Below are 19,623 nucleotides of genomic sequence, written 5' to 3'. Positions count from 1 at the left end.
ATCCAGCAACGAACAGCCAAAACCCGTGCCTCGCACGGGTTTTTTTTTAACTAAAAAGAGAGCAAGCCATGACGAATCAGGTAAAAATCTTTGATACTACTTTACGAGACGGCGAACAGGCGCTGGCTGCCAGTCTGAGTGCCAAAGAAAAACTCCAGATCGCGCTGGCGCTTGAAAGATTAGGCGTAGACATCATCGAAGCCGGATTTCCGGTGTCTTCACCGGGCGACTTCCGCTCAGTGCAGATGATTGCCAGAGAAGTAAAAAACTCCACCGTATGCGGCTTGTCCCGCGCGCTGAAAGCTGACATTGATGCCTGTGGCGAGTCTCTGAAAGTCGCCGATCACTTCCGCATTCATACCTTTATCGCTACCTCAGACATCCACGTTGGGGCAAAACTACGTAAGTCGCAGGATGATGTCGTAGATATGGCAATTGCCGCGGTGAAACACGCAGGCCGCTACACCAGTGATATCGAGTTTTCCTGCGAAGATGCCGGCCGTACGCACATCGATTATTTATGTCGTATGGTCGAGGCGGTGATAAAAGCCGGCGCTACGACTGTCAATATTCCTGACACGGTAGGCTACACTACCCCCACCGAATTTGGCGGTATCATCGGCCAGTTGTTTAACCGCGTCCCCAATATTGATAAGGCGACTATCTCTGTACACTGCCATAACGATTTAGGCCTCGCGGTTGCCAACTCACTGGCGGCGGTTGAAAACGGCGCTCGTCAGGTAGAATGCACCATCAACGGTATTGGCGAGCGTGCGGGCAATGCCTCATTAGAAGAAATTGCCATGATCTTGCAAACCCGCAAAGAAATGCTGGGGCTGGAAACCAATATCAACTCTACCGAAATTCACCGCACCTCAAAGCTGGTTAGTCAGTTATGTAATATGCCCGTGCAGTCTAACAAAGCCATTGTCGGCGCAAACGCGTTCAGCCACTCTTCAGGTATTCACCAGGACGGCGTATTGAAGGCGCAGAATACCTACGAAATCATGACGCCGGAAAGTGTAGGAATTAACAAAAACAACCTGAATATGACCTCGCGTTCGGGTCGACATGTAATAAAACATCGTCTGACTGAGCTGGGCTACAAAGTAGAAGATTACGATTTGGAAGCGGTGTACACCGCCTTTCTTGAGCTGGCTGATAAAAAAGGTCAGGTGTACGACTACGACCTGGAAGCGCTGCTGTTTTTCGATAAACAAAAACACGAGCAGGCGTATTACAAACTTGAATACCTACAGGCAAATTCGGGCCGTGAAATCGTGCCCAGCGCGACAGTGCGTATGAAAATCGGTGAACAATCGGTTACCAAAGCGGCAATCGGAAATGGTCCGGTAGACGCCGCCTATAAAGCGATAATGGAGATGAGTCAGTTAGAAGGTGTCGAAGTGGTCGACTTCAAGCTGGACTCGAAGGGCGAAGGCGCTGACGCACTGGCTCAGGTCAGTGTCATAGCCGAATACAAGGATCGCCGGTTCCACGGCATTGGCCTTGCCACCGACATCGTCGAGGCGGGTGTCAAAGCGTTGATTTTCGTTTTAAACAATACCTATTTAGCCGATCAGATAGATCTTCAGAAGAACCAACAAGAACGAGTTGCAGGAGTATAAATGAGCCAGTTTTCCATTGCAGTATTAGCAGGTGATGGCATTGGTCCTGAAGTCATGCAGGAAGCCAATAAAGTATTAGACACCATCGAGACAAAATTTAACGTCACTCTGGCCCGACATGCCTTCCCTGTCGGCGGTTACGCCATCGACACCGAAGGTGAGGCACTGCCTCCTAAAACCCTGGCGGGCTGTGAAGCTGCCGATGCCATTCTGTTCGGTTCTATTGGCGGCCCGAAATGGGATACCTTGCCATTGGAGCAGCGCCCCGAGCGCGCCGCTCTGTTAACCTTACGCAGTCATTTCGACTTATTCAGTAACCTCCGACCCGCCCGTATTTACCCGGGTCTTGAGGCACTGTCTCCGCTTCGTGAAGACATCGCCTCCAGCGGTGTTGATGTGCTGGTTGTCAGAGAACTCACCAGCGGCATTTACTTTGGCCAGCCCAAAGGCCGTAACGGCGACGGCGAAGAGGAATATGCGTTTGACACCATGCGCTACTCCAAGCGTGAAATTCGTCGCATCGCCGTGTCTGCGTTTGAGGCGGCGCAAAAACGACGCAAAAAAGTGACTTCGGTGGATAAAGCCAATGTACTGGTTACCAGTCGCTTGTGGCGGGAAATCACCGAAGAAGTCGCCAAAGACTTCCCGGACGTTGAGCTTGAGCATATCTATATTGATAACGCGACCATGCAAATTATGAAAAACCCGGCGCAGTTTGATGTCATGCTTTGCTCAAACCTGTTTGGCGATATCGTATCTGATGAATGTGCCATGATGACCGGTTCTATGGGCCTGTTACCCTCGGCCAGTATGAACGAAGATGGCTTCGGGCTTTACGAACCCGCCGGCGGCAGTGCACCGGATATTGCCGGACAAGGCATTGCCAATCCGATTGCACAAATTTTATCAGCAGCAATGATGCTGCGTTTCAGTCTGAACCTGCAGGATGCTGCCGATGCCATCGAGAAAGCGGTGGTAGCAACACTTGAAGCTGGTGTGCTAACGGGGGAATTATTGCCTTCCTCTAAACGCGATAATGCAGCAAGCACCTCACAGGTAGGTGATGAAGTTGTCAGACAATTACTGGCTCAGGAGTAAAACGCAATGGCCAAGACCTTATATGAAAAAGTGTGGCAGGCCCACATCGTAGACCAGATCGGTGACGACAGCTTAATTTACATTGATCGTCATCTTATCCACGAAGTGACCTCGCCTCAGGCTTTTGCCGGATTAGAAGAAAAAGGACGCAAAGTGCGCCGTCCTGATCGCACCTTTGCCACTATGGATCACAGTATTTCTACCCGTTCGCTGGCACTGGATGCGTGTGGCCCGCAAAACGCCTTACAGTTAAAGACGCTCGCGGATAACTGCGAAAAAAACGGGATCCAGTTATACCCGGTAGGGCACCAGAAACAAGGCATTGTGCACGTCATGGGACCTGAGCTTGGGTTAGTGCAGCCGGGAATGACCATTGTTTGCGGCGACTCTCACACTGCCACCCACGGCGCATTCGGTGCGCTGGCGTTTGGTATAGGTACCTCTCAGGTCGAGCACGTGCTTGCCACGCAAACCCTGAAGCAGAGTCGTGCGAAAAGCATGTTAATCAATGTAAATGGTGAGTTGCCTGTCGGTATTACTGCCAAAGACATCATTCTTGCCATTATCGGTGAGATAGGTCATGCCGGTGCCACCGGCCATGTGATTGAATATGCCGGTGACGCCATTCGTTCGCTGTCCATGGAAGAGCGCATGACCATTTGCAACATGAGTATTGAAGCAGGTGCCAAAGCCGGCATGATTGCCCCTGATGACACCACGTTCAGCTATCTTGAGGGCCGAGAGTTCGCGCCAAAGGGCGATGACTGGGATGATGCCGTTGCCTATTGGAAAACCCTCTACAGCGACAGCGATGCCACGTTTGATACCGTAGTGGAATTGGACGCGCAGGACATTGCTCCGCAGGTTACCTGGGGAACCAACCCGGGTCAGGTAATTGGTGTGAACGCGCCGGTCCCGGGCCCGCAGGATTTCAGCGATCCTATCGAAATCGAAAGTGCGAAAAAAGCGCTCGCTTACATGGGTCTGAAAGCCGGAGAACGGTTATCTGATGTGCCGGTTAGCCACGTATTTATTGGCTCTTGTACCAACAGTCGCATTGAGGACTTGCGCGCTGCAGCGGTCATTGCCGCTAAAGGCAAAGTTGCCAGCAATGTAACGGCCATGGTTGTGCCGGGCTCAGCGGCAGTTAAGCGTCAGGCGGAAGCCGAGGGGCTGGACGAAATCTTCATTAGTGCCGGCTTTGAATGGCGCTTACCGGGCTGTTCTATGTGCTTAGGAATGAATGACGACATCCTTACCGCAGGCGATCGCTGCGCTTCCACCAGCAACCGCAACTTTGAAGGACGACAGGGACGGGGCGCGCGCACGCACCTTGTAAGTCCGGCGATGGCCGCTGCTGCCGCCATCAAAGGGCATTTTGCCGACGTCAGAGAATTGTAGGAGAACAGCATGAGTGAAAATAAACAAGGCTTCACAGTGCACAGTGGTACGGCATGTCCACTGGACCAGGCTAACGTCGATACTGATCAGATTATTCCAAAACAGTTTTTGACCAGTGTGAGTCGCGCGGGTTTCGGCAAACACCTGTTTCATGACTGGCGTTACCTGGACCTGGAAGAAAAAGAACCTAACCCGGAATTTGTATTAAATAAACCCGAATATCAGGGTGCCAGCGTTCTGCTAACCAGGGAAAATTTTGGCTGTGGCTCCAGTCGCGAACATGCGCCGTGGGCGCTGGCCGATTTCGGCTTTATGACAGTTATCGCTACCAGTTTTGCTGACATTTTTTATGGTAACTGCATCAATAACCAACTGCTTCCCGTGGCATTGCCATCATCTGACATGGATAAACTCTTCGCCGCAGTGAAACAGGATCCGTCGACAACTATTGTCGTAGATTTGCCTAATCAGCAGGTTCGCGCAGGTGAGCAGGTGTTTACCTTTGATATCGCAGAGCACCATAAAACGAATCTGATTAAGGGCTTGGATGCGATTGGTCAAACACTTGAACTCACACCGCAAATCGAAGCTTTTGAGGCGAAACAACCAGCTTGGGCCTAGCGCCTGAGCCTAACGCCTGGGCCTGACCCGTCTATAAGCAGTATGACCGGGCTACAGGCCCGGCCATGCTGGTTTTTAATCATTCGATTGCGCCAATCCCCGAGCGCTCCGGCGACCCGCCACTAACGCTCCATTTAAAAATCCTGTCACTCATGCGCTTTTGATAAAAACCTTCACATTGGTGTCGCCTTCCGCTTCACGTTGTTCTGTATTTCCTATCAAACAGACATGCTGACACTTCGCCTTGCCGAGCCCCGTTTGACATTGTCCTACCCCGTTCACCTTCGGCACAGAGCGGGGTTATCGCGAAAAATTGCGACTAACGTCGTCTTTTTCGCTTTAATCAGCCTGCTACTATGCGCACGTCGCGAAAACCGATTACAATAAACATTCGTAAGTTGTGAATGAATAACTCTGCTACACTTTTTAATCGCCAACAGGAGTTTTAATGCTAAAGCACATCGCTATTGATGAATTACAGCCTGGTATGTTTGTGAATCAGGTTGTCGAGCAATCAGGTTCGTTGCGGATGCGCTCAAAAGGTCTGGTAAAGACGCAAAGTGCTATCGATGCATTAAAAACGAAAGGGATCCTGGTCGTTGAGATTGATACTGACAAATCCACTTCTCCAACCACGCAAAACACCGGTGCTGAACCGGAAAAGCCGGCGAGAAAGAAAGACACCAAACTGAGCCATTCTGAAGCACTCAACAAGGCGAATGATTTATACACGCAGGCTATGTCCATCCAGGGCACATTTATCAATGGGTTGAAATCTGGTGCGGGTCGCGACCTTACCCCGGTTGTTGATTTATCTCAGAGCATTATCGACAGCGTGTTTGACAATCAGGACGCGTTGTCCTGCCTGACCATGATTAAAGATACCGACAGCTACCTGCTGGAACACTCAATTAATTGCAGCATTTTAATGAGCATGTTTGCCAGCCACTTAGGTTATGATCGCGAGACCATTGAGCAAGCTTGTCTGGGCGCACTGTTGATGGATGTCGGCATGTCGTCGATTCCGGAAGAGCTCCGTTACAGCACGCAATCATTGTCGAAAAGCGACTGGGAACTGATAAAAACCCATGTGGATATCGGCGTTGAGCTGGTTGAGCAATGCGGAGATATCTCTGATCTGGCGCTAAACATTATTGCTCAGCACCATGAAAGAAATGATGGCAGTGGTTATCCGAAAGCCCTGCAGAACGACGAGATCTCTCTGTTTGCAAAAATGGCCGCCATTATTGATTCCTATGACGCTATGATTTCAAAGCGTCCCCATCAGGAGTCTGTGGCACCGGCGGCCGCGCTGAAACGTTTGGTGAAACAATCATCACTGGATCAGGAACTGGTGAATCAGTTCGTTCAGTGTGTTGGCGTCCATCCGGTCGGCTCACTGGTTCGGTTGAAAAGCGGAAAACTCGGTATTGTGAGTCAGGCGGGAAAAACGGATTTGCTAAGTCCGATTGTCATGACATTCTACAGCACCAATTCCGGCCACTATAATGAAATAAAACGTCTTGATTTGAGTAAATCCGACGATGAAGTGGTTTCAGGCGTCCGCCCGGATGACTTTGGTATCGACCTGCCGAAATTTTTCCGCGAAGTGTTTATACACCAGGTTCCGTAAGAGAGCGCATCCCGTGTCGCGGCGGCTTGGGAAATAAAAAAATAGCGCGCAGCGCTAACGCCGCTGCGCTTTTTGTCTTTGCCGCAGCACAGTTTATTGCCCGGAAACTTCCGGGCTGTTTGTTACCAGTCAGTCAGCGCGGCCATCGTAAAGAGCTCATCTTCAAAAGCCAGGATCACCTGCTGCGCTTCAATATTGACGATTTGCACCCGATCATCAATCCAGTCTCCTTCACCTAGCTGGATACCGTTTACCCGTACCCATCTGTCACTGGAGCGCGAAGCATACATGTGGGCAGAAAAATTCATGGTGGGCAGTCGGGTAAGCAGCCTGACAGGAAGCTGGTCGACGCGGGGCAAGTCATTTCGAACGGTGACTCTGGTTTGTGGGTCCGGCTCAGGATCGGTTGCCTGTTTATCCATGGCCTCCACAGCCGCATTAAACCGTGCCATCAGCTCCGGAGAAACAGACACTTTGCCACTATCGGGACGCTCGTTGAGTACTGTACCCTCTTCTTCAGATTCAGCAGCATTGGCGTTGCCTTGGGTTGTCGTCGCCACCTCCGATTTCTCGTTGCGCGGCACCTCGTTGGCATTGCGCGGCATATCGACCGAGTCCGTTGACTGAGATGGCACCGCCGCAGATGCTGTATCGGTCTGCGATGCTGCAGGCTCCTTGTCTGACTCACTGATCTTCGCTACCGCTTCGCTAGGTGTCGACGCAGCGTTGCCGGTATCAGATTGTACAGTATCAGTTGTTGTCGGCGCGGGTTGCGCAGCCACTTCCTGATTCGGCGGTGAACTTTGGGGTGTGGTAAAGATTGCGGCCACTGTCGGCCACCACAAGGTGTGTGTTGCCGCAGTAAATCCAATTGCCGCTCCGCCAAACAGCAGCACAGCGAACGTCAGTACCTGTCGGGTATAGACTTTCCACAATGAGGGTAAGCCCTGTACGGTGGGCAGGAACAGGCTGCGATTAAACTGATCGGAAAGTGCATGATCAAACTTTGCACTGGTATCGTGATCGCCTCGCAAGAGCGCCTGAGTTTGTGTTTTTGCATGACGCTGCGGTGCGGTTTCAGGCGCAATCTCTACCGTCTGGGCAGGATCGATTTCGACTTCCTGAACCCCCATTTCTGAGAGCCCCTGAATCATTGCATCGCTGGACACCAGGCCCGACTTACGTATTTTCACCGGTCCGTTTTGTTGCGTGATCCGCACAATCACCATTCCCGGTGTAACATCCGATATGGCTACCAGGTTAGACATACCACCTCCCGGCGAGAAAACCGATAACAATAGCGATGAAAAACGTCAGTGCATAGCCGAGTTTGCGCTGGCTCTGAATTCGCTGACTGACCACATCTTCACCCAGGATCTGCTCGGCGGCGGCCAGAAATATTGGCTTTTTAACAACAGCATGTTGTTTGGTGAACGACAACGTCAGAGCCCGGTCGCAAAGCAGGTTAATGACCCGTGGAATGCCGCCGGTTATCTGGTGTACCGCGCGCAGGGTTCCCTTACTGAAAATGCTGATATCGCCATTTGCCACCGACAACCGGTGCGCAATATAGGCGCTGACTTCGGGTGATGTTAAGGGCAATAAGTGATAGCGCGCCGTTATCCGCTGGGCTAACTGCCTGAGCTCATTACGTTTCAACAGTTGTTGTAATTCCGGCTGACCTATCAGTACCACTTTTAATAACTTTTCCCGGTTGGTTTCCAGGTTGGTCAGCAACCGCAACTGCTCGAGAACTTCCGGCATCAGGTGCTGCGCTTCATCGACCATCAGCACAGTGTTCATTCCGGCCTGATGATTATCGGCCAGTTTGGACAAAATGCAGTCAGTGAAATACTTCAGACTGGCCTTATCCGCGTCATACTGAATACCCAGTTCGTCGCACACGGTAGCCAGCAATTCCAGTGCAGACAACGTGGGGTTTAAAATCATGGCTACCTGCGTATTATCAGGCAGCTGCTGCAACAGCTTTCTGGACACGGTAGTTTTACCGGTTCCCACCTCGCCGGTAAGCATGACAAAACCACCACTTTCTCTTAGCCCGAATGTCAGATGTGCCAACGCTTCTTTATGGCGCGGACTCATGTACAAATAGTCGGGATTGGGGGCTATTGAAAACGGATTATCGTTCAGCCCGAAATAGTTCAGATACATTCCACATTAACGGATAAATTGAGTGACGCGATTAAACTACCAGAGCGTAACCAGAAGTCAAAACATGCCTGAGGCTTTGCCGTTAATTCAGAGGTTAATTCTATCAACCAGCTTCTCCTGTCCAAACAGCCTCATCATATCGCGGATGTCTTCCCTGCTATCTTGCGTATAATACAAAGCAGTTTTTTCATTGCGCAGCAAATTTCCCGGGAGAGGCATGAAAACGTATCTGGTCGGTGGCGCGGTTCGCGACGAACTTCTTGGTAGAAAAGTAACGGAACGCGACTGGGTTGTCGTGGGTGCAACCCCACAGCAAATGCTTGATGCCGGATATACGCAGGTAGGCAAAGACTTCCCGGTTTTCTTACATCCAAAAACGAAAGAAGAATACGCACTGGCCAGAACAGAGCGCAAAGCCGGACAGGGATATACCGGTTTTGTGTGTGATGCATCCGCATCGGTCACGCTGGAGCAGGATCTTCAGCGCCGCGACCTTACCGTGAATGCCATAGCCCGCGATCAGGATGGCAGGCTTTTCGATCCCTACAACGGTAAACAGGATCTGGAAAACAAGATATTGCGTCATGTTTCCGCCGCGTTTTCTGAAGATCCGCTGCGGGTTTTCCGGGTAGCACGATTTGCCACCCGCTATCACTATCTTGGCTTTACCATCGCTGAGGACACGCTTGAGCTGATGCGCAGTATGGCGTCCTCCGGCGAGCTGGCGACACTCACGCCAGAACGGGTTTGGCAGGAAACGGCGCGCAGCCTGATGGAGCGTTCTCCCGCTGTGTATTTTACGGTGCTGTCACAATGTCAGGCGTTTGAAGAGTGGTTCTGTGAACTGCCCTCGCCTCCCGATCCGGCTTATGACGCCCTGACTAAAAGTGCCACATCGGGAATGCCGTTAGAAAACCGTTTTTCCACGCTTTGTACCGGCCTAACCGAAGACGCCGTAAAGTCACTCGCAGCGCGCCTTAAAATGCCCAATGCCGTCTCGTCACTGGCAAGGCTGGCGGCAACCCTGTCCTGTCATATTGACGGCCAGCTTGATGCCACCACCATTATCGCTATGTTTGATGCTGCCGATGCCTGGCGAAAGCCCGAGCGCTTCAGTGCGTTACTCGATGTTTTTACCGTGACCGCCAATGCCAGAGGTATCGCAAGCTGGGAGCATCGAAATCACATACTGCTCAGTGCACTTGAACAAGCCAGAACGATTGATGTGAAAGCCATTATCGAGACAGGTGTGAAAGGCCCGGACATTAAAGCCGCCGTGCGCGACGCCAGGTGTGAGGCAGTGAATCACGTTCTCACTTCTGAAGACGCCACACAGAAGTAAAAACTAATTGCGTAACGACTGCGGTATCGCTTGTTCGGCCCCGGTCAGATGCTACAATACGCGCAATTTTGCATATGCTGATCAATTATGACTTTCGAAGAACTCGAACTAGATGATGCCCTGTGTCAGGGCGTTGCCGACATGGGCTTTACTGAGCCTACGTCAATTCAGTCGCTGGTAGTGCCTGCGGCAATGGATGGCAGAGATGTGCTTGCTTCTGCACCCACCGGTACCGGCAAAACTGCGGCGTTTTTATTGCCAGCCTGCCAGTATCTTCTGGACTATCCCAGAAAGAAACCAGGTGCTACCCGGGTGCTTATCCTTACTCCAACCCGCGAGCTGGCGGTGCAGGTTTATGAGCAAGCCGTAGCCATCACTAAACATACCGATTTGGTATGCGGCGTAATCACCGGCGGGATCAACTACGGCACCGACAGAGAAACGCTGGACAAAGGCCTTGATATCCTGGTGGCGACCCCCGGACGTCTGTTCGAACACATTCAGAACGAAGTGGCAGATTGTCGTGACATTGAGTCCTTGATTCTGGACGAAGCAGACCGAATGCTGGATATGGGCTTCTCGCGTATTGTGAATCAGATTGCCGCAGAAGCGCGCTGGCGTAAACAAAACATGTTGTTTTCCGCCACCCTTGAAGGTGCCGGGGTTCGTCAGTTTGCCAAAGAGTTACTTAACGATCCCGCTATTGTTGAAGCCACGCCATCGCGTAAAGAAAAGAACAAGATCCATCAGTGGTACCATCATGCTGATGACATGGCGCACAAAGAAGCGCTGCTACTGCACATTCTGCAGAACCAAATCACCAATGCCATTGTGTTTGTGAAAACCCGCGACCGACTGCAGGCCCTGAAAGACAAGCTGGCCTCGCAGGATATTCCGGTTTGCTGGCTGCAGGGAGAAATGCCGCAGGATAAACGAAACGCTGCACTTGCCCGCTTTAAATCCGGCGACGTGCCAATTTTACTGGCCACGGATGTAGCTGCACGCGGCATTGACGTGCCCAACGTCAGCCACGTTATTAACTTTGATATGCCCCGAAAAGCCGATATTTATGTGCATCGCATTGGCCGTACCGGTCGTGCGGGCGCGAAAGGCACCGCCATTTCGCTGGTAGAGGCGCATGATATCGACATGATTGGCAAGGTCATCCGATATATGGATGAGCCATTGAAACCCCGGGTCATTGATTCACTGCGTCCGAAGCACAAGACCCCTAAAGGGGCGCCGAAAAAGAAAAAAGTGAAGAAGAAAGGCGCAGCGAAAAGTAAGAAGAAATAGGAGCGCAAATGGCTTTTCCTGAAAAAATGGTAATCGCTACCGGCAACGCCGGTAAGCTTAAGGAATTCGAAACCCTGTTTGCCGGGTTCGGTGTCGATGTGGTGGGTCAGAAAGCGCTTGGCGTAAGCGATGTACCGGAAACGGGGACTACCTTCGTTGAAAACGCCATCATCAAAGCCCGCAATGCCGCCAGAGAAACCGGGTTACCGGCAATCGCCGATGATTCAGGACTGGTAGTAAAAGCCCTTGGCGGCGCTCCGGGTATTTACTCTGCCCGTTTCGCAGGAGAAAACGCATCTGATTCCGATAACATCGCCAAGCTGCTTAAGGCAATTCCTGACGGACAGGCCCGCGATGCGCATTTTTTCTGTACGCTTGTCATGATGCGACATGCCGACGACCCTGTTCCCCTGATGAGCCAGGGTGCCTGGCACGGTGTCATTACTGACACACCGACAGGGACTGCCGGCTTTGGTTATGATCCCGTATTCTATGTGCCGTCTGAAGGCTGCACTGCCGCTGAGCTCGATAAAGAAGTAAAGAACAATATCAGTCATCGCGGAAAAGCCATGGCCACATTAATGACGCAGATGAGGCAGACATTTGCGTAATCCTCCGCTCAGCCTGTATGTGCATATTCCCTGGTGCGTGCAAAAATGCCCGTACTGCGATTTCAACTCCCACGGTTTGAAGTCAGCTATCCCGGAAAAAGAATACGTTTCCCACTTACTCGATGATTTGGCAACAGATGCTAAACGCATTGGCGAGCGTCCGGTAGAAACCATTTTTATTGGCGGTGGTACCCCAAGCCTGTTCAGTGAAGAGGCAATGCATGCCCTGATTAAAGGAATACGGGAACGCGTAAACCTTGCTGAAAATGCGGAAATTACCATGGAAGCTAACCCCGGCACGGTGGAATCCGGGCGTTTCAGAGGTTTTCGTCAGGCTGGCGTGAATCGCTTGTCAGTGGGCGTGCAAAGCTTTCAGCCGGCGCACCTGTCATTGTTGGGACGCATACACGACGATGCGCAAGCAACAAAAGCAGTACAGCAGGCACACGAGGCCGGGCTGCCCACCTTCAACCTGGATCTGATGCACGGTCTTCCACAGCAAACGGTTGCTAACGCCATGTCAGACCTGGACCAGGGCATAGCGCTGTCGCCTTATCATTTGTCCTGGTATCAGCTCACTATCGAGCCGAATACGCCGTTTTATTCAAAACCACCAACGCTGCCCGATGACGACATTCTTTGGGAGATTCAAAAGCAGGGACACGAGACCCTTAGCAGTGCCGGATTTGAGCAGTATGAAATTTCCGCCTACAGTAAACCGGGCCATCAGTGTCAGCACAACCTGAACTACTGGCGCTTTGGAGATTATCTCGGTATTGGTTGTGGGGCACACGGCAAAATCACTGACGTGAGCGACGGCTCAATTACCCGCACAGTAAAAGTAAAACACCCCAGGGGATACATGGAACTTAGTCGTCCCTACATGGATAAAGAAAACCTCGTGCAGGCAGCAGACCTGCCATTTGAATTCTTTATGAACCGCTTCAGACTGGTTGAGCCGTGTCCCATCGCAGATTTTGAAGCGCTCACTGGCGTACCGCTTCAATCCAACGAATTGCGTGCTCTCGAAGATGCCCAAAGACAGGGTCTGCTTGATATCTCTGACAGCCACTGGCAGGTCACTGCAAAAGGCCGGCGTTACCTGAATACGCTGCTTACCTGTTTTGTGTAAGCAGCCCCTTCCCTGACATCGAACTTTTTCCGCCGCGCCCCTCCCTGTTTTGCAATAGTGTGATGTGCTGAATCACCCACAAGAACAGTATAATTGACGACATAGCGACACATAAAAAACGGATTATACCTCCGTCGTATTTCGTCACTTATGGATATCTATAGAACAAAATTCACTAACAAAAGTTGGCCAATCTGCGCTTTTTGTCATAGCTTTATTACTATTACAGATGCCTGTTTGTCTGTGATACTCAGCGATATTCATCGCTATCCGGAAACCGTCATCGTGACAGCAAACAAGGTGGCAGTACCGGCTTCGACCAACAAGCTGAAGGAGATAATGAACACGGTTAAATAAAGCGCTGTTGTGAATTTTCCCGATTCGCACCTTATAGATTCAGATCAAATTTTGTACTAACCCGTTTCGATATACTAACAATGACAACCGAACGAACCACAGCCGAGATGTAGTGGATGATTTATCCGGAGATAAAACGATGTCCTACCCTACACAAGCTGAGCGGGCACTCAGCGTAGAACGCGAACGGATCTGGTTGCAGTGTTTCAGATTATGTGTTCGATGCCACCAGGTAGCTAACTCACTGACCGAATACGAATTCAGAGATGGCAGCTCTATAATCCTTGATGACAGTAAATCTTTTCCTGTGCCAGTGAAATGGAAAAATTCCAGGCCAGCGCACTAACTGCCTGGCACAAGAAAAATTGAAAAACAGGTAGCTCAGGCTACCTGTTTTAGTATTTGGATTGAACAACGACCCTCTCATCAGCGCGTCACTAAAGACGTTATTTGCCTCTTCTTTCATACCGCTACCGCGGTTCCTCCCTTGAACATACAAACGTAAAATAAAGGCTGCCGATATAGGCTTAATAACTGTACTCCGAGTCAGTTTCTTTCATAATGTAAGCGGCTATTATTAAATGGTATCGGCTTGATACGTAACTATTAAATGGAATTAATTATGAAACTGTTAAATGCAACGGAAGTTGATCTTGTGGGTGGTGGCTGTGCCGAACACTGCTGGGGCGATGCCAGTTGGGCTGGCGCTGCGGGAGCAGCAGCTGGTGGCGCGGTTGCCGGTGCCCGGGGCGGAATAGCCGGCGTCGCATTGGGCGCCTTAGGCGGTCTTGTCGGCTATTTCTACGGAAAAGTTGGCGATACAAGATCCAGTTAAGCGTCGCTACGCAATGGTTAATTCCATTGCGTATTTCTTTTACTTTTTGATACTGAAGATTTTATGATGCAATCCAGTCAACTTGTTCGCTTTTTCTTTTTCATAATATTTGTAGCGCTTTCTGTTTTAACCATCAGGTTGGCAGGAAATGTGACTTATGGGGCAACCGCACTCAATGATTTCCTGATTAACGCGGTTGCTGTCCTCATCGCCGCAGCAATTACCTTTTGCCTTTTCCGCCTATACTCTCTTATTAGCGGGAAAACCGAAAAAAGTGCCTCGTAGATAACGACTTTTCGTGCTCTAGCCGGCAACAGAAAGTACGGTTATTTGCAGGTATGTTCAGATGTGACTTGCAAGACAATACCGTTGCACCACACTTATTACTGCACCAACGTGTATTGCAGAGCGCGTATAACGTGATATCAGCCTGTACTTCCCAGATATTCCTTACGACTTGAGTGCAAGGCAAAGGCCTTGGAAAAAACCGCAGTTTACATGCAGTAAATGAGGATTTTTGAGAAGGCCTTTAATGCCGCAATCATGAGTGCAGCCTGTTCATTCCAAGCGTCGCGAACGACTTGAGTGCAAGGCAAAGGCCTTGGAAAAAACCGCAGTTTACATACAGTAAATGAGGATTTTTGAGAAGGCCTTTAACGCCGCAATCATGAGTGCAGCAGCTTGGAAATTATTGCGTGGACGTTATTATATTATACGTCTGAAACGCTGGCAGTGATGCCCGTAACTTCTCTTCAGTGTCGTCCAGCTTTTTCAGCTTGTCACAGAACCACTGGGCTTTGTTTTTTAAGGTGTAAGCACGTGGCCTTACGTCGGTTTCGATTTTTTCTTCCATGCTTTCAAGCTGGCGCGAGAGCGCGTCGGCATCGCTGCTGAAGTTGTCACTGCTGTTGGTATTTACCCCGCTGATGGCTGACAAAATGCCGCCAACTGACGTAGAGAACGCCTCTTCCAGCTGGGTCTCAATCTCAGTGTCGACAAACTCGTCAACGCTTTCCAGCGATCCCGGGCCGATAAAATAGTGGTTGCTGGCGTGACGAAATTTGTCTTTCACTCTGATCTTAACGCGCTCCATGGCCTTTCTGAGGCGCTCGTAGCTCTCATGGTCGCTTCCAACCAGCCCTAAGTACACGTGATCGATATTCTTAATTGCCAGGTCTACCCCTTCTGTGGCCAACACAATCATTTTAGGTACGACATAGTGAAGCCCATCGGCGTAATCACGCAACCACCTGCGTTGTTCCTTATCAAGAGATTGCCAACGCCCCCCGATAAATAGCTGTTCACTGCCATTTATCTGCATAATGGTTCGCGACTTGTCCATTACCCGGATCTGCTCCGGGTTCACGACTAAACCGTAGGAAAAATCAATATCACAGGTAAATTCCGCCCATGCCTGTTGTGATGACACAAGCAGTAATAGCGAAGCAGCGAGAAACCGCTGAAAAGAAGTAAAAAGTTTCATGGTGTTATTGTGTACGGCATAACCACAAATAGGAAAGTCACATGAGGTCAACTGGCAAAAATTCAGGTTAAACTTGTGCGTGAGAGGCCTGCGTCATCACGCACGTTCTGCCAGCATGATAGGAACATTTTCGCTACTGTTCAACATACGTTCGTACCAGCCTGATGTAGACGAAGCGTTCCTTTTGCTTTATCGAGTGGCTTGCATTAAAAAAGGCAACCACCCAGGCTCTGTCCGGATCTTCTGTAGACGGCGTCGCCGTCCAGAAATCATCGTCAGGCGTTTGTGGGAAGACCCCTTCATTGATAGACGGTCTGACGCATAATCGTTCTGTAATTGAAGCCAGCTCCTTAATATTTGGCAGTCTCCAACCCAGCAAATCTTCCTGGCTGGCCTGATGCGCATAGGTAAGCGCTGACTGCCAGTCAAAGCGGGTTGCCTCGCCCTCACACTGGCTGCCGTTCCAGGTTTGTCCTGCACTGCAACGTTGCCACACCAGATTCGTTGGCTCATGCAGAATATTGCCCGTACCCAGTACCGTAAAGTCTTCATCTGGCGTGGTTTCCACGCCGCTGGCAAGACAGGTTTGTGCAAAACTGGATGAAGGAAATAACGCCAATAGCGCCAGTATTGGTACTTTCATAACCCTTCCCTCCCGGCGCGCACCAGCCGAATCCGCGCGGCCTCAGATTTATTCAGAAAGTTATCGACGCCGGAGGCAAAATCAATCGCCCACGCATTTTGCGCACTGTCATCCTGCACACCATCTGCGCCGGGATTCGCCGTCCAGTACCACAATGGCTGCGCTGCAATATCCCCGGTATTCGGATAAAAGTCAGGGTCGATCATTGCGGCGTCAGTAATACCAAAATGCACCAGCGACATCAGCTCGCGGTGTGTCGGCAATCGCCAGTCATAAAAGCCGCACAACCCCTGCAAATTCACCTGATCAACAAACGCCTGTGTATTGCAGTTTGTCAGCGTACACGCTGTAGCAGAGCCATTAATGTCCCCTTCAAATCCACCGTTATCTTCTGTGCGATACCATGAATACGTATTTGCAGCAGAATGCAGACCGGCAGCTGCCGTTTTCACTTCCCATACCAGACCGGTAACATTGTCACGTACACAGGAAAAGGTGCCGCTGGCCGCATCCTGTTCGTCGCCATTGCTGTTAAGCTTGGTAAAATCAAAACCGGCGTCACCCTGTCCGGCTTTCTCCAACAGTCCGGCCTGATGAATAACATCGCCCCCACGCTGGGCATCTTGTCCTGGCCACAGGTTTTGCTGGTTCGTGGTAAGTGCGGTGTCTGTCGCTTGCGAGGATACGCCGGTGTCGTTCATTAATGACACCGGATAAGGGCGAATTGCCACCCGCAGACTGTCTGTAACCTGATTGCCGTTCGCGTCTGTCACGGTCAGTGTGAACACCCGTTCTGAATATGCTTCTACCAGTGGGGCAATGGCGTAGGTAGATAGCGAATTCGACGACTGAATAGCAGAATCAGCTTCCCAGCGAATAGCCAGAGGATTAGCCGACGGAATGGTAGTGAAGGCCGTTCCTTCAAGAATGACTGGCTCGCCGCTGAATACCGCCTGCGATACCCCTGCGTCAATCACGGGCAATGTCTCGGACGCCGACTGTATCGTGATGGCAATACTGGTCTCATCTGTAGCGCCTTCTTCATCCGTGACCTGTAACGTAAATGCCAGATTTTGTCTGGCGCTGGCAATTGGCGTGGTGATAACCAGCTGCGATTGTTCGGTCATCACATCCTGCAGCACGTCGGTTCCTTCCGTCTGTGTCCAGAGGTAGTCTGTGATTTGGCTTGATGGGTTTGATGCATCAGCATCGCTGCTGCCGCTACCATCGAGAGTGAGTGTAACGCCTGCCGGATAGAGGCCAGCGGCCAACCCTTCCCAGGCTGATAGCGAAATGTCTGCAACTGGTGAAGCGTTATCGGGCTGTACGGTAATCACAGTACTGTCGGACGCTGTTCGCCCGGTTGAGTCAGTGACGGTTACCGTCAGCGTATATTCGCGGGCAGTGGATATCGTTGGGGCCACAAAACTGGCATCCGGGACGGTGTTATCTTCATGCAAAATTGTCAGTGCGGGTGATGCTATCCATCGCCACGCAAGATCATCTGTACCACCGCGTGATTCTGCGGTAAGTGATACCGACACGCCCTCACTGACACTTCGGTCAGCGCCGGCATTCACAAAAAGTGAGGCGGAATCGCTACTATCGTCACTGCCACCGCCACAGGATGACACCAGCAATAACAGGCCAACAATGCAGAACAGGTGAAAACCAGAACGGATCATGTTCGCTCCTACAACATTTTTCACTGTGACATGACAGTGGGAAGCCACCCGCGACACCAGTGTCGAAGGGGGCGATTGAAAACCAGTTGGGGGGAGTTACAAGAAAGTGCGACCTTTGCGCTCTTCTTCTTCACTTTGATGCACCTGCAGTGCTTCAAGCTGCTTTTTACCCGCCGCAATATCCGTCATGTCATAAATCATCATACTGATATGATCGACCACTCCATTAGCAGACACCAAAGGAGAGAGCGTGATGTTTTGATACATGAACGGCTCACTTCCTGTAATCGGCCGGTAATTGGGAAACTTAAACAAATAGGGGCGCTGCTCCCACGTCATAAACGCCCGGGATTTCAGTTCAAAGACCGGACGGGCTTTTTTAGAAAACCAGGTTTCTGTAATGGAAGGAAATACACTGAAGAGACTCTTATCACGAACGTCGCTGGGCAATATTCCGCTGTGACTTTCCATAAAACCGTTCCAGACTTTCACCCGGTAACTGCGATCCAGCACCACGATACCAACGTCCACGCTCTGCAGCATGTCCATCATCCAGTGAAACTCCTGCAACCCTTCTAAATCACTCTGACTCATCAGAAGTCCTCCAGCAGGTGTGCCAGTTTATCGTTCATGATCTTCATCGACTCTTCAGTGAAAAGCAAAATGAGGTCACACTGGACATTGTAGCCTTCCAGACCGTAACTGAGCTCTATGGCCAGCGTGCGTCTCCATTTGATGCTGTTCATTGAAATAATTTCGGTGATGGCGCGGTGTTGTCCCAGCACGATGGGATGCCCCTGACTAAAGTTCACATCCATCTGGTTTGCCAGACCCGTCAGACAGGTACCGATAAGGATGCTGGCCGCATCCATAAGCAGTTCAAGCTGGATCTGGTCATCTACGTCGTCCTGAATATCGAGAATTTTGGCGACATCTTCAAAACTTGAATCACTGAGAATACATAACGCTTCACCACGAATACCGCCGCCAAGAAAGCCCTGGCAAACCGCCGTCACCCGCTCATGAGATTCAATATCAGACAGCATCATATGTAATTCTGATACTTCAATTAAGTTCACGTTCGGGATAGGTAGGCGTACAAAAACATTCATGATGCGAGCAAGGTGGTCGCCCGCCTGCCCCATGGCTATGTTTGTGATTTCCTGATAGCAATCACGGATGTCGGGATCCAGTGGGCTGACTTCAATGATCTCGTCCCCCTCACTGTCCAGAATACGGTGTTTCACCAACGCGGCATGTAAGGTATCCGGATCGACGGGTTTACGAATAAAGTCGATAGCCCCGAGCTGGATGACGCGTTCAAATGCTTCAGGCTGGATATCACCGGAGATGACGATAGTCTTTGTCGCAAAGCCGCCTTTTTTGATGGCCTCTAGCGTCTGATAGCCGTCCATGACCGGCATATTCAGGTCTAATAAAAGCAGTTGGCCTTTACCCTGCTTAATAGCATCAATCGCCTCTTGCCCATGCTTGGCAAAATGCACCGCTACTTCCCAGTCCTGAGGAAGGCACTTAGCAACCTGTTTTCGCGCTACCAGCGAGTCGTCACACACTAACACTGAATACATTGAGCTAATTTACCACCTTTCCATCCGATTAACCGGCTACAGCATTGTCTTTGTCACACGTTAACGTGCCCGATACGCATGCGCTTCAAGATTCACA

18 protein-coding genes are annotated in these 19,623 nt (G+C 50.7%); 10 read left to right on the top strand and 8 right to left on the bottom strand.

The genetic code is table 11. The features are described from left to right. Positions 1-68: 68 nt before the first annotated feature. The 5 genes from leuA (at position 69) to JKP77_RS06175 (ending at position 6,381) form a co-directional block, all read left to right on the top strand. A complete protein-coding gene (gene leuA / locus JKP77_RS06195; protein ID WP_218310335.1) occupies positions 69-1,628 on the top strand; it encodes a 2-isopropylmalate synthase in 1,560 nt (519 codons plus the stop codon). Next, on the top strand, positions 1,629-2,726 hold the full coding sequence (gene leuB / locus JKP77_RS06190) for a 3-isopropylmalate dehydrogenase (RefSeq protein WP_218310334.1): 1,098 nt from the start codon (positions 1,629-1,631) through the stop codon (positions 2,724-2,726). It abuts the gene before it with no gap. A gap of 6 nt (positions 2,727-2,732) precedes the next feature. Further along, a complete protein-coding gene (gene leuC, locus JKP77_RS06185) occupies positions 2,733-4,127 on the top strand; it encodes a 3-isopropylmalate dehydratase large subunit (RefSeq protein WP_218310333.1) in 1,395 nt (464 codons plus the stop codon). A 9-nt stretch (positions 4,128-4,136) separates the two neighbouring features. Continuing rightward, the gene (gene leuD / locus JKP77_RS06180; RefSeq protein WP_218310332.1) at positions 4,137-4,748 is read left to right on the top strand and encodes a 3-isopropylmalate dehydratase small subunit; all 612 of its coding nucleotides are present in this window, start codon (positions 4,137-4,139) and stop codon (positions 4,746-4,748) included. A gap of 448 nt (positions 4,749-5,196) precedes the next feature. Further along, the gene (locus tag JKP77_RS06175) at positions 5,197-6,381 is read left to right on the top strand and encodes a cyclic di-GMP phosphodiesterase (RefSeq protein ID WP_218310331.1); all 1,185 of its coding nucleotides are present in this window, start codon (positions 5,197-5,199) and stop codon (positions 6,379-6,381) included. A 122-nt stretch (positions 6,382-6,503) separates the two neighbouring features. On the opposite strand, the gene JKP77_RS06170 is transcribed toward JKP77_RS06175, so the two are convergent. Beyond that, positions 6,504-7,649 carry a general secretion pathway protein GspB gene (locus tag JKP77_RS06170; RefSeq protein ID WP_218310330.1) on the bottom strand — a complete coding sequence of 382 codons (1,146 nt, stop codon included), beginning with the start codon at positions 7,647-7,649 and terminating at the stop codon, positions 6,504-6,506. Beyond that, positions 7,642-8,553 carry an ExeA family protein gene (locus JKP77_RS06165; protein WP_218310329.1) on the bottom strand — a complete coding sequence of 304 codons (912 nt, stop codon included), beginning with the start codon at positions 8,551-8,553 and terminating at the stop codon, positions 7,642-7,644. Before JKP77_RS06165 ends, JKP77_RS06170 begins: the two co-directional genes overlap by 8 nt. A 217-nt stretch (positions 8,554-8,770) precedes the next feature. Between JKP77_RS06165 and JKP77_RS06160 the strand changes: the two genes are divergently transcribed. The 4 genes from JKP77_RS06160 to hemW all read left to right on the top strand — a co-directional run bounded on the left by JKP77_RS06160 (position 8,771) and on the right by hemW (position 12,934). Further along, positions 8,771-9,895, top strand: a complete 1,125-nt coding sequence (locus JKP77_RS06160; RefSeq protein WP_218310328.1) for a tRNA nucleotidyltransferase/poly(A) polymerase-related protein — start codon at positions 8,771-8,773, stop codon at positions 9,893-9,895. 87 nt (positions 9,896-9,982) lie between these two features. Next, the gene (srmB, locus tag JKP77_RS06155; protein WP_218310327.1) at positions 9,983-11,191 is read left to right on the top strand and encodes an ATP-dependent RNA helicase SrmB; all 1,209 of its coding nucleotides are present in this window, start codon (positions 9,983-9,985) and stop codon (positions 11,189-11,191) included. A gap of 8 nt (positions 11,192-11,199) precedes the next feature. Then, positions 11,200-11,802 carry an RdgB/HAM1 family non-canonical purine NTP pyrophosphatase gene (gene rdgB, locus JKP77_RS06150; RefSeq protein ID WP_218310326.1) on the top strand — a complete coding sequence of 201 codons (603 nt, stop codon included), beginning with the start codon at positions 11,200-11,202 and terminating at the stop codon, positions 11,800-11,802. After that, complete coding sequence (gene hemW, locus JKP77_RS06145; protein WP_218310325.1) at positions 11,795-12,934, top strand: radical SAM family heme chaperone HemW; 1,140 nt, start codon at positions 11,795-11,797, stop codon at positions 12,932-12,934. Before rdgB ends, hemW begins: the two co-directional genes overlap by 8 nt. A gap of 598 nt (positions 12,935-13,532) precedes the next feature. Here hemW and JKP77_RS06140 read toward each other — a convergent pair. Then, positions 13,533-13,757 (bottom strand): hypothetical protein, encoded by a 225-nt coding sequence (locus tag JKP77_RS06140; protein WP_218310324.1) that lies wholly within the window; start codon positions 13,755-13,757, stop codon positions 13,533-13,535. A gap of 156 nt (positions 13,758-13,913) precedes the next feature. Between JKP77_RS06140 and JKP77_RS06135 the strand changes: the two genes are divergently transcribed. Continuing rightward, positions 13,914-14,126, top strand: a complete 213-nt coding sequence (locus JKP77_RS06135) for a hypothetical protein (protein ID WP_218310323.1) — start codon at positions 13,914-13,916, stop codon at positions 14,124-14,126. A 688-nt stretch (positions 14,127-14,814) separates the two neighbouring features. Here the strand turns inward: JKP77_RS06135 and JKP77_RS06130 are convergent. The 5 genes from JKP77_RS06130 to JKP77_RS06110 form a co-directional block, all read right to left on the bottom strand. Further along, complete coding sequence (locus JKP77_RS06130; protein ID WP_218310322.1) at positions 14,815-15,609, bottom strand: DUF2884 family protein; 795 nt, start codon at positions 15,607-15,609, stop codon at positions 14,815-14,817. Between the two features lie 133 nt (positions 15,610-15,742). Continuing rightward, positions 15,743-16,252, bottom strand: a complete 510-nt coding sequence (locus JKP77_RS06125; RefSeq protein WP_218310321.1) for an Lcl C-terminal domain-containing protein — start codon at positions 16,250-16,252, stop codon at positions 15,743-15,745. Beyond that, complete coding sequence (locus JKP77_RS06120) at positions 16,249-17,937, bottom strand: Lcl C-terminal domain-containing protein (protein WP_218310320.1); 1,689 nt, start codon at positions 17,935-17,937, stop codon at positions 16,249-16,251. Before JKP77_RS06120 ends, JKP77_RS06125 begins: the two co-directional genes overlap by 4 nt. Before the next feature lie 96 nt (positions 17,938-18,033). After that, entirely contained in the window at positions 18,034-18,531 is a 498-nt protein-coding gene (locus JKP77_RS06115) for a PAS domain-containing protein (protein WP_218310319.1), read from the bottom strand. After that, entirely contained in the window at positions 18,531-19,526 is a 996-nt protein-coding gene (locus JKP77_RS06110; protein ID WP_218310318.1) for a response regulator, read from the bottom strand. Before JKP77_RS06110 ends, JKP77_RS06115 begins: the two co-directional genes overlap by 1 nt. Positions 19,527-19,623 lie beyond the last annotated feature (97 nt).

Origin of the sequence: Alteromonas antoniana, assembly GCF_019249295.1 — a bacterium.
Lineage (GTDB): Bacteria > Pseudomonadota > Gammaproteobacteria > Enterobacterales > Alteromonadaceae > Alteromonas > Alteromonas antoniana.
Note: the sequence above shows the minus strand (reverse complement) of the source record. Positions and strands in the feature narration are given on the sequence as shown.

Excerpts from the sequence above, each read along its gene's own strand:
- leuA (WP_218310335.1), top strand. The coding sequence starts at position 69 with ATGACGAATCAGGTAAAAATCTTTGATACTACTTTACGAGACGGCGAA.
- leuB (WP_218310334.1), top strand. The coding sequence starts at position 1,629 with ATGAGCCAGTTTTCCATTGCAGTATTAGCAGGTGATGGCATTGGTCCT.
- leuC (WP_218310333.1), top strand. The coding sequence starts at position 2,733 with ATGGCCAAGACCTTATATGAAAAAGTGTGGCAGGCCCACATCGTAGAC.
- leuD (WP_218310332.1), top strand. The coding sequence starts at position 4,137 with ATGAGTGAAAATAAACAAGGCTTCACAGTGCACAGTGGTACGGCATGT.
- JKP77_RS06175 (WP_218310331.1), top strand. The coding sequence starts at position 5,197 with ATGCTAAAGCACATCGCTATTGATGAATTACAGCCTGGTATGTTTGTG.
- JKP77_RS06170 (WP_218310330.1), bottom strand. The coding sequence starts at position 7,649 with ATGTCTAACCTGGTAGCCATATCGGATGTTACACCGGGAATGGTGATT.
- JKP77_RS06165 (WP_218310329.1), bottom strand. The coding sequence starts at position 8,553 with ATGTATCTGAACTATTTCGGGCTGAACGATAATCCGTTTTCAATAGCC.
- JKP77_RS06160 (WP_218310328.1), top strand. The coding sequence starts at position 8,771 with ATGAAAACGTATCTGGTCGGTGGCGCGGTTCGCGACGAACTTCTTGGT.
- srmB (WP_218310327.1), top strand. The coding sequence starts at position 9,983 with ATGACTTTCGAAGAACTCGAACTAGATGATGCCCTGTGTCAGGGCGTT.
- rdgB (WP_218310326.1), top strand. The coding sequence starts at position 11,200 with ATGGCTTTTCCTGAAAAAATGGTAATCGCTACCGGCAACGCCGGTAAG.
- JKP77_RS06140 (WP_218310324.1), bottom strand. The coding sequence starts at position 13,757 with ATGAAAGAAGAGGCAAATAACGTCTTTAGTGACGCGCTGATGAGAGGG.
- JKP77_RS06135 (WP_218310323.1), top strand. The coding sequence starts at position 13,914 with ATGAAACTGTTAAATGCAACGGAAGTTGATCTTGTGGGTGGTGGCTGT.
- JKP77_RS06130 (WP_218310322.1), bottom strand. The coding sequence starts at position 15,609 with ATGAAACTTTTTACTTCTTTTCAGCGGTTTCTCGCTGCTTCGCTATTA.
- JKP77_RS06125 (WP_218310321.1), bottom strand. The coding sequence starts at position 16,252 with ATGAAAGTACCAATACTGGCGCTATTGGCGTTATTTCCTTCATCCAGT.
- JKP77_RS06120 (WP_218310320.1), bottom strand. The coding sequence starts at position 17,937 with ATGATCCGTTCTGGTTTTCACCTGTTCTGCATTGTTGGCCTGTTATTG.
- JKP77_RS06115 (WP_218310319.1), bottom strand. The coding sequence starts at position 18,531 with ATGAGTCAGAGTGATTTAGAAGGGTTGCAGGAGTTTCACTGGATGATG.
- JKP77_RS06110 (WP_218310318.1), bottom strand. The coding sequence starts at position 19,526 with ATGTATTCAGTGTTAGTGTGTGACGACTCGCTGGTAGCGCGAAAACAG.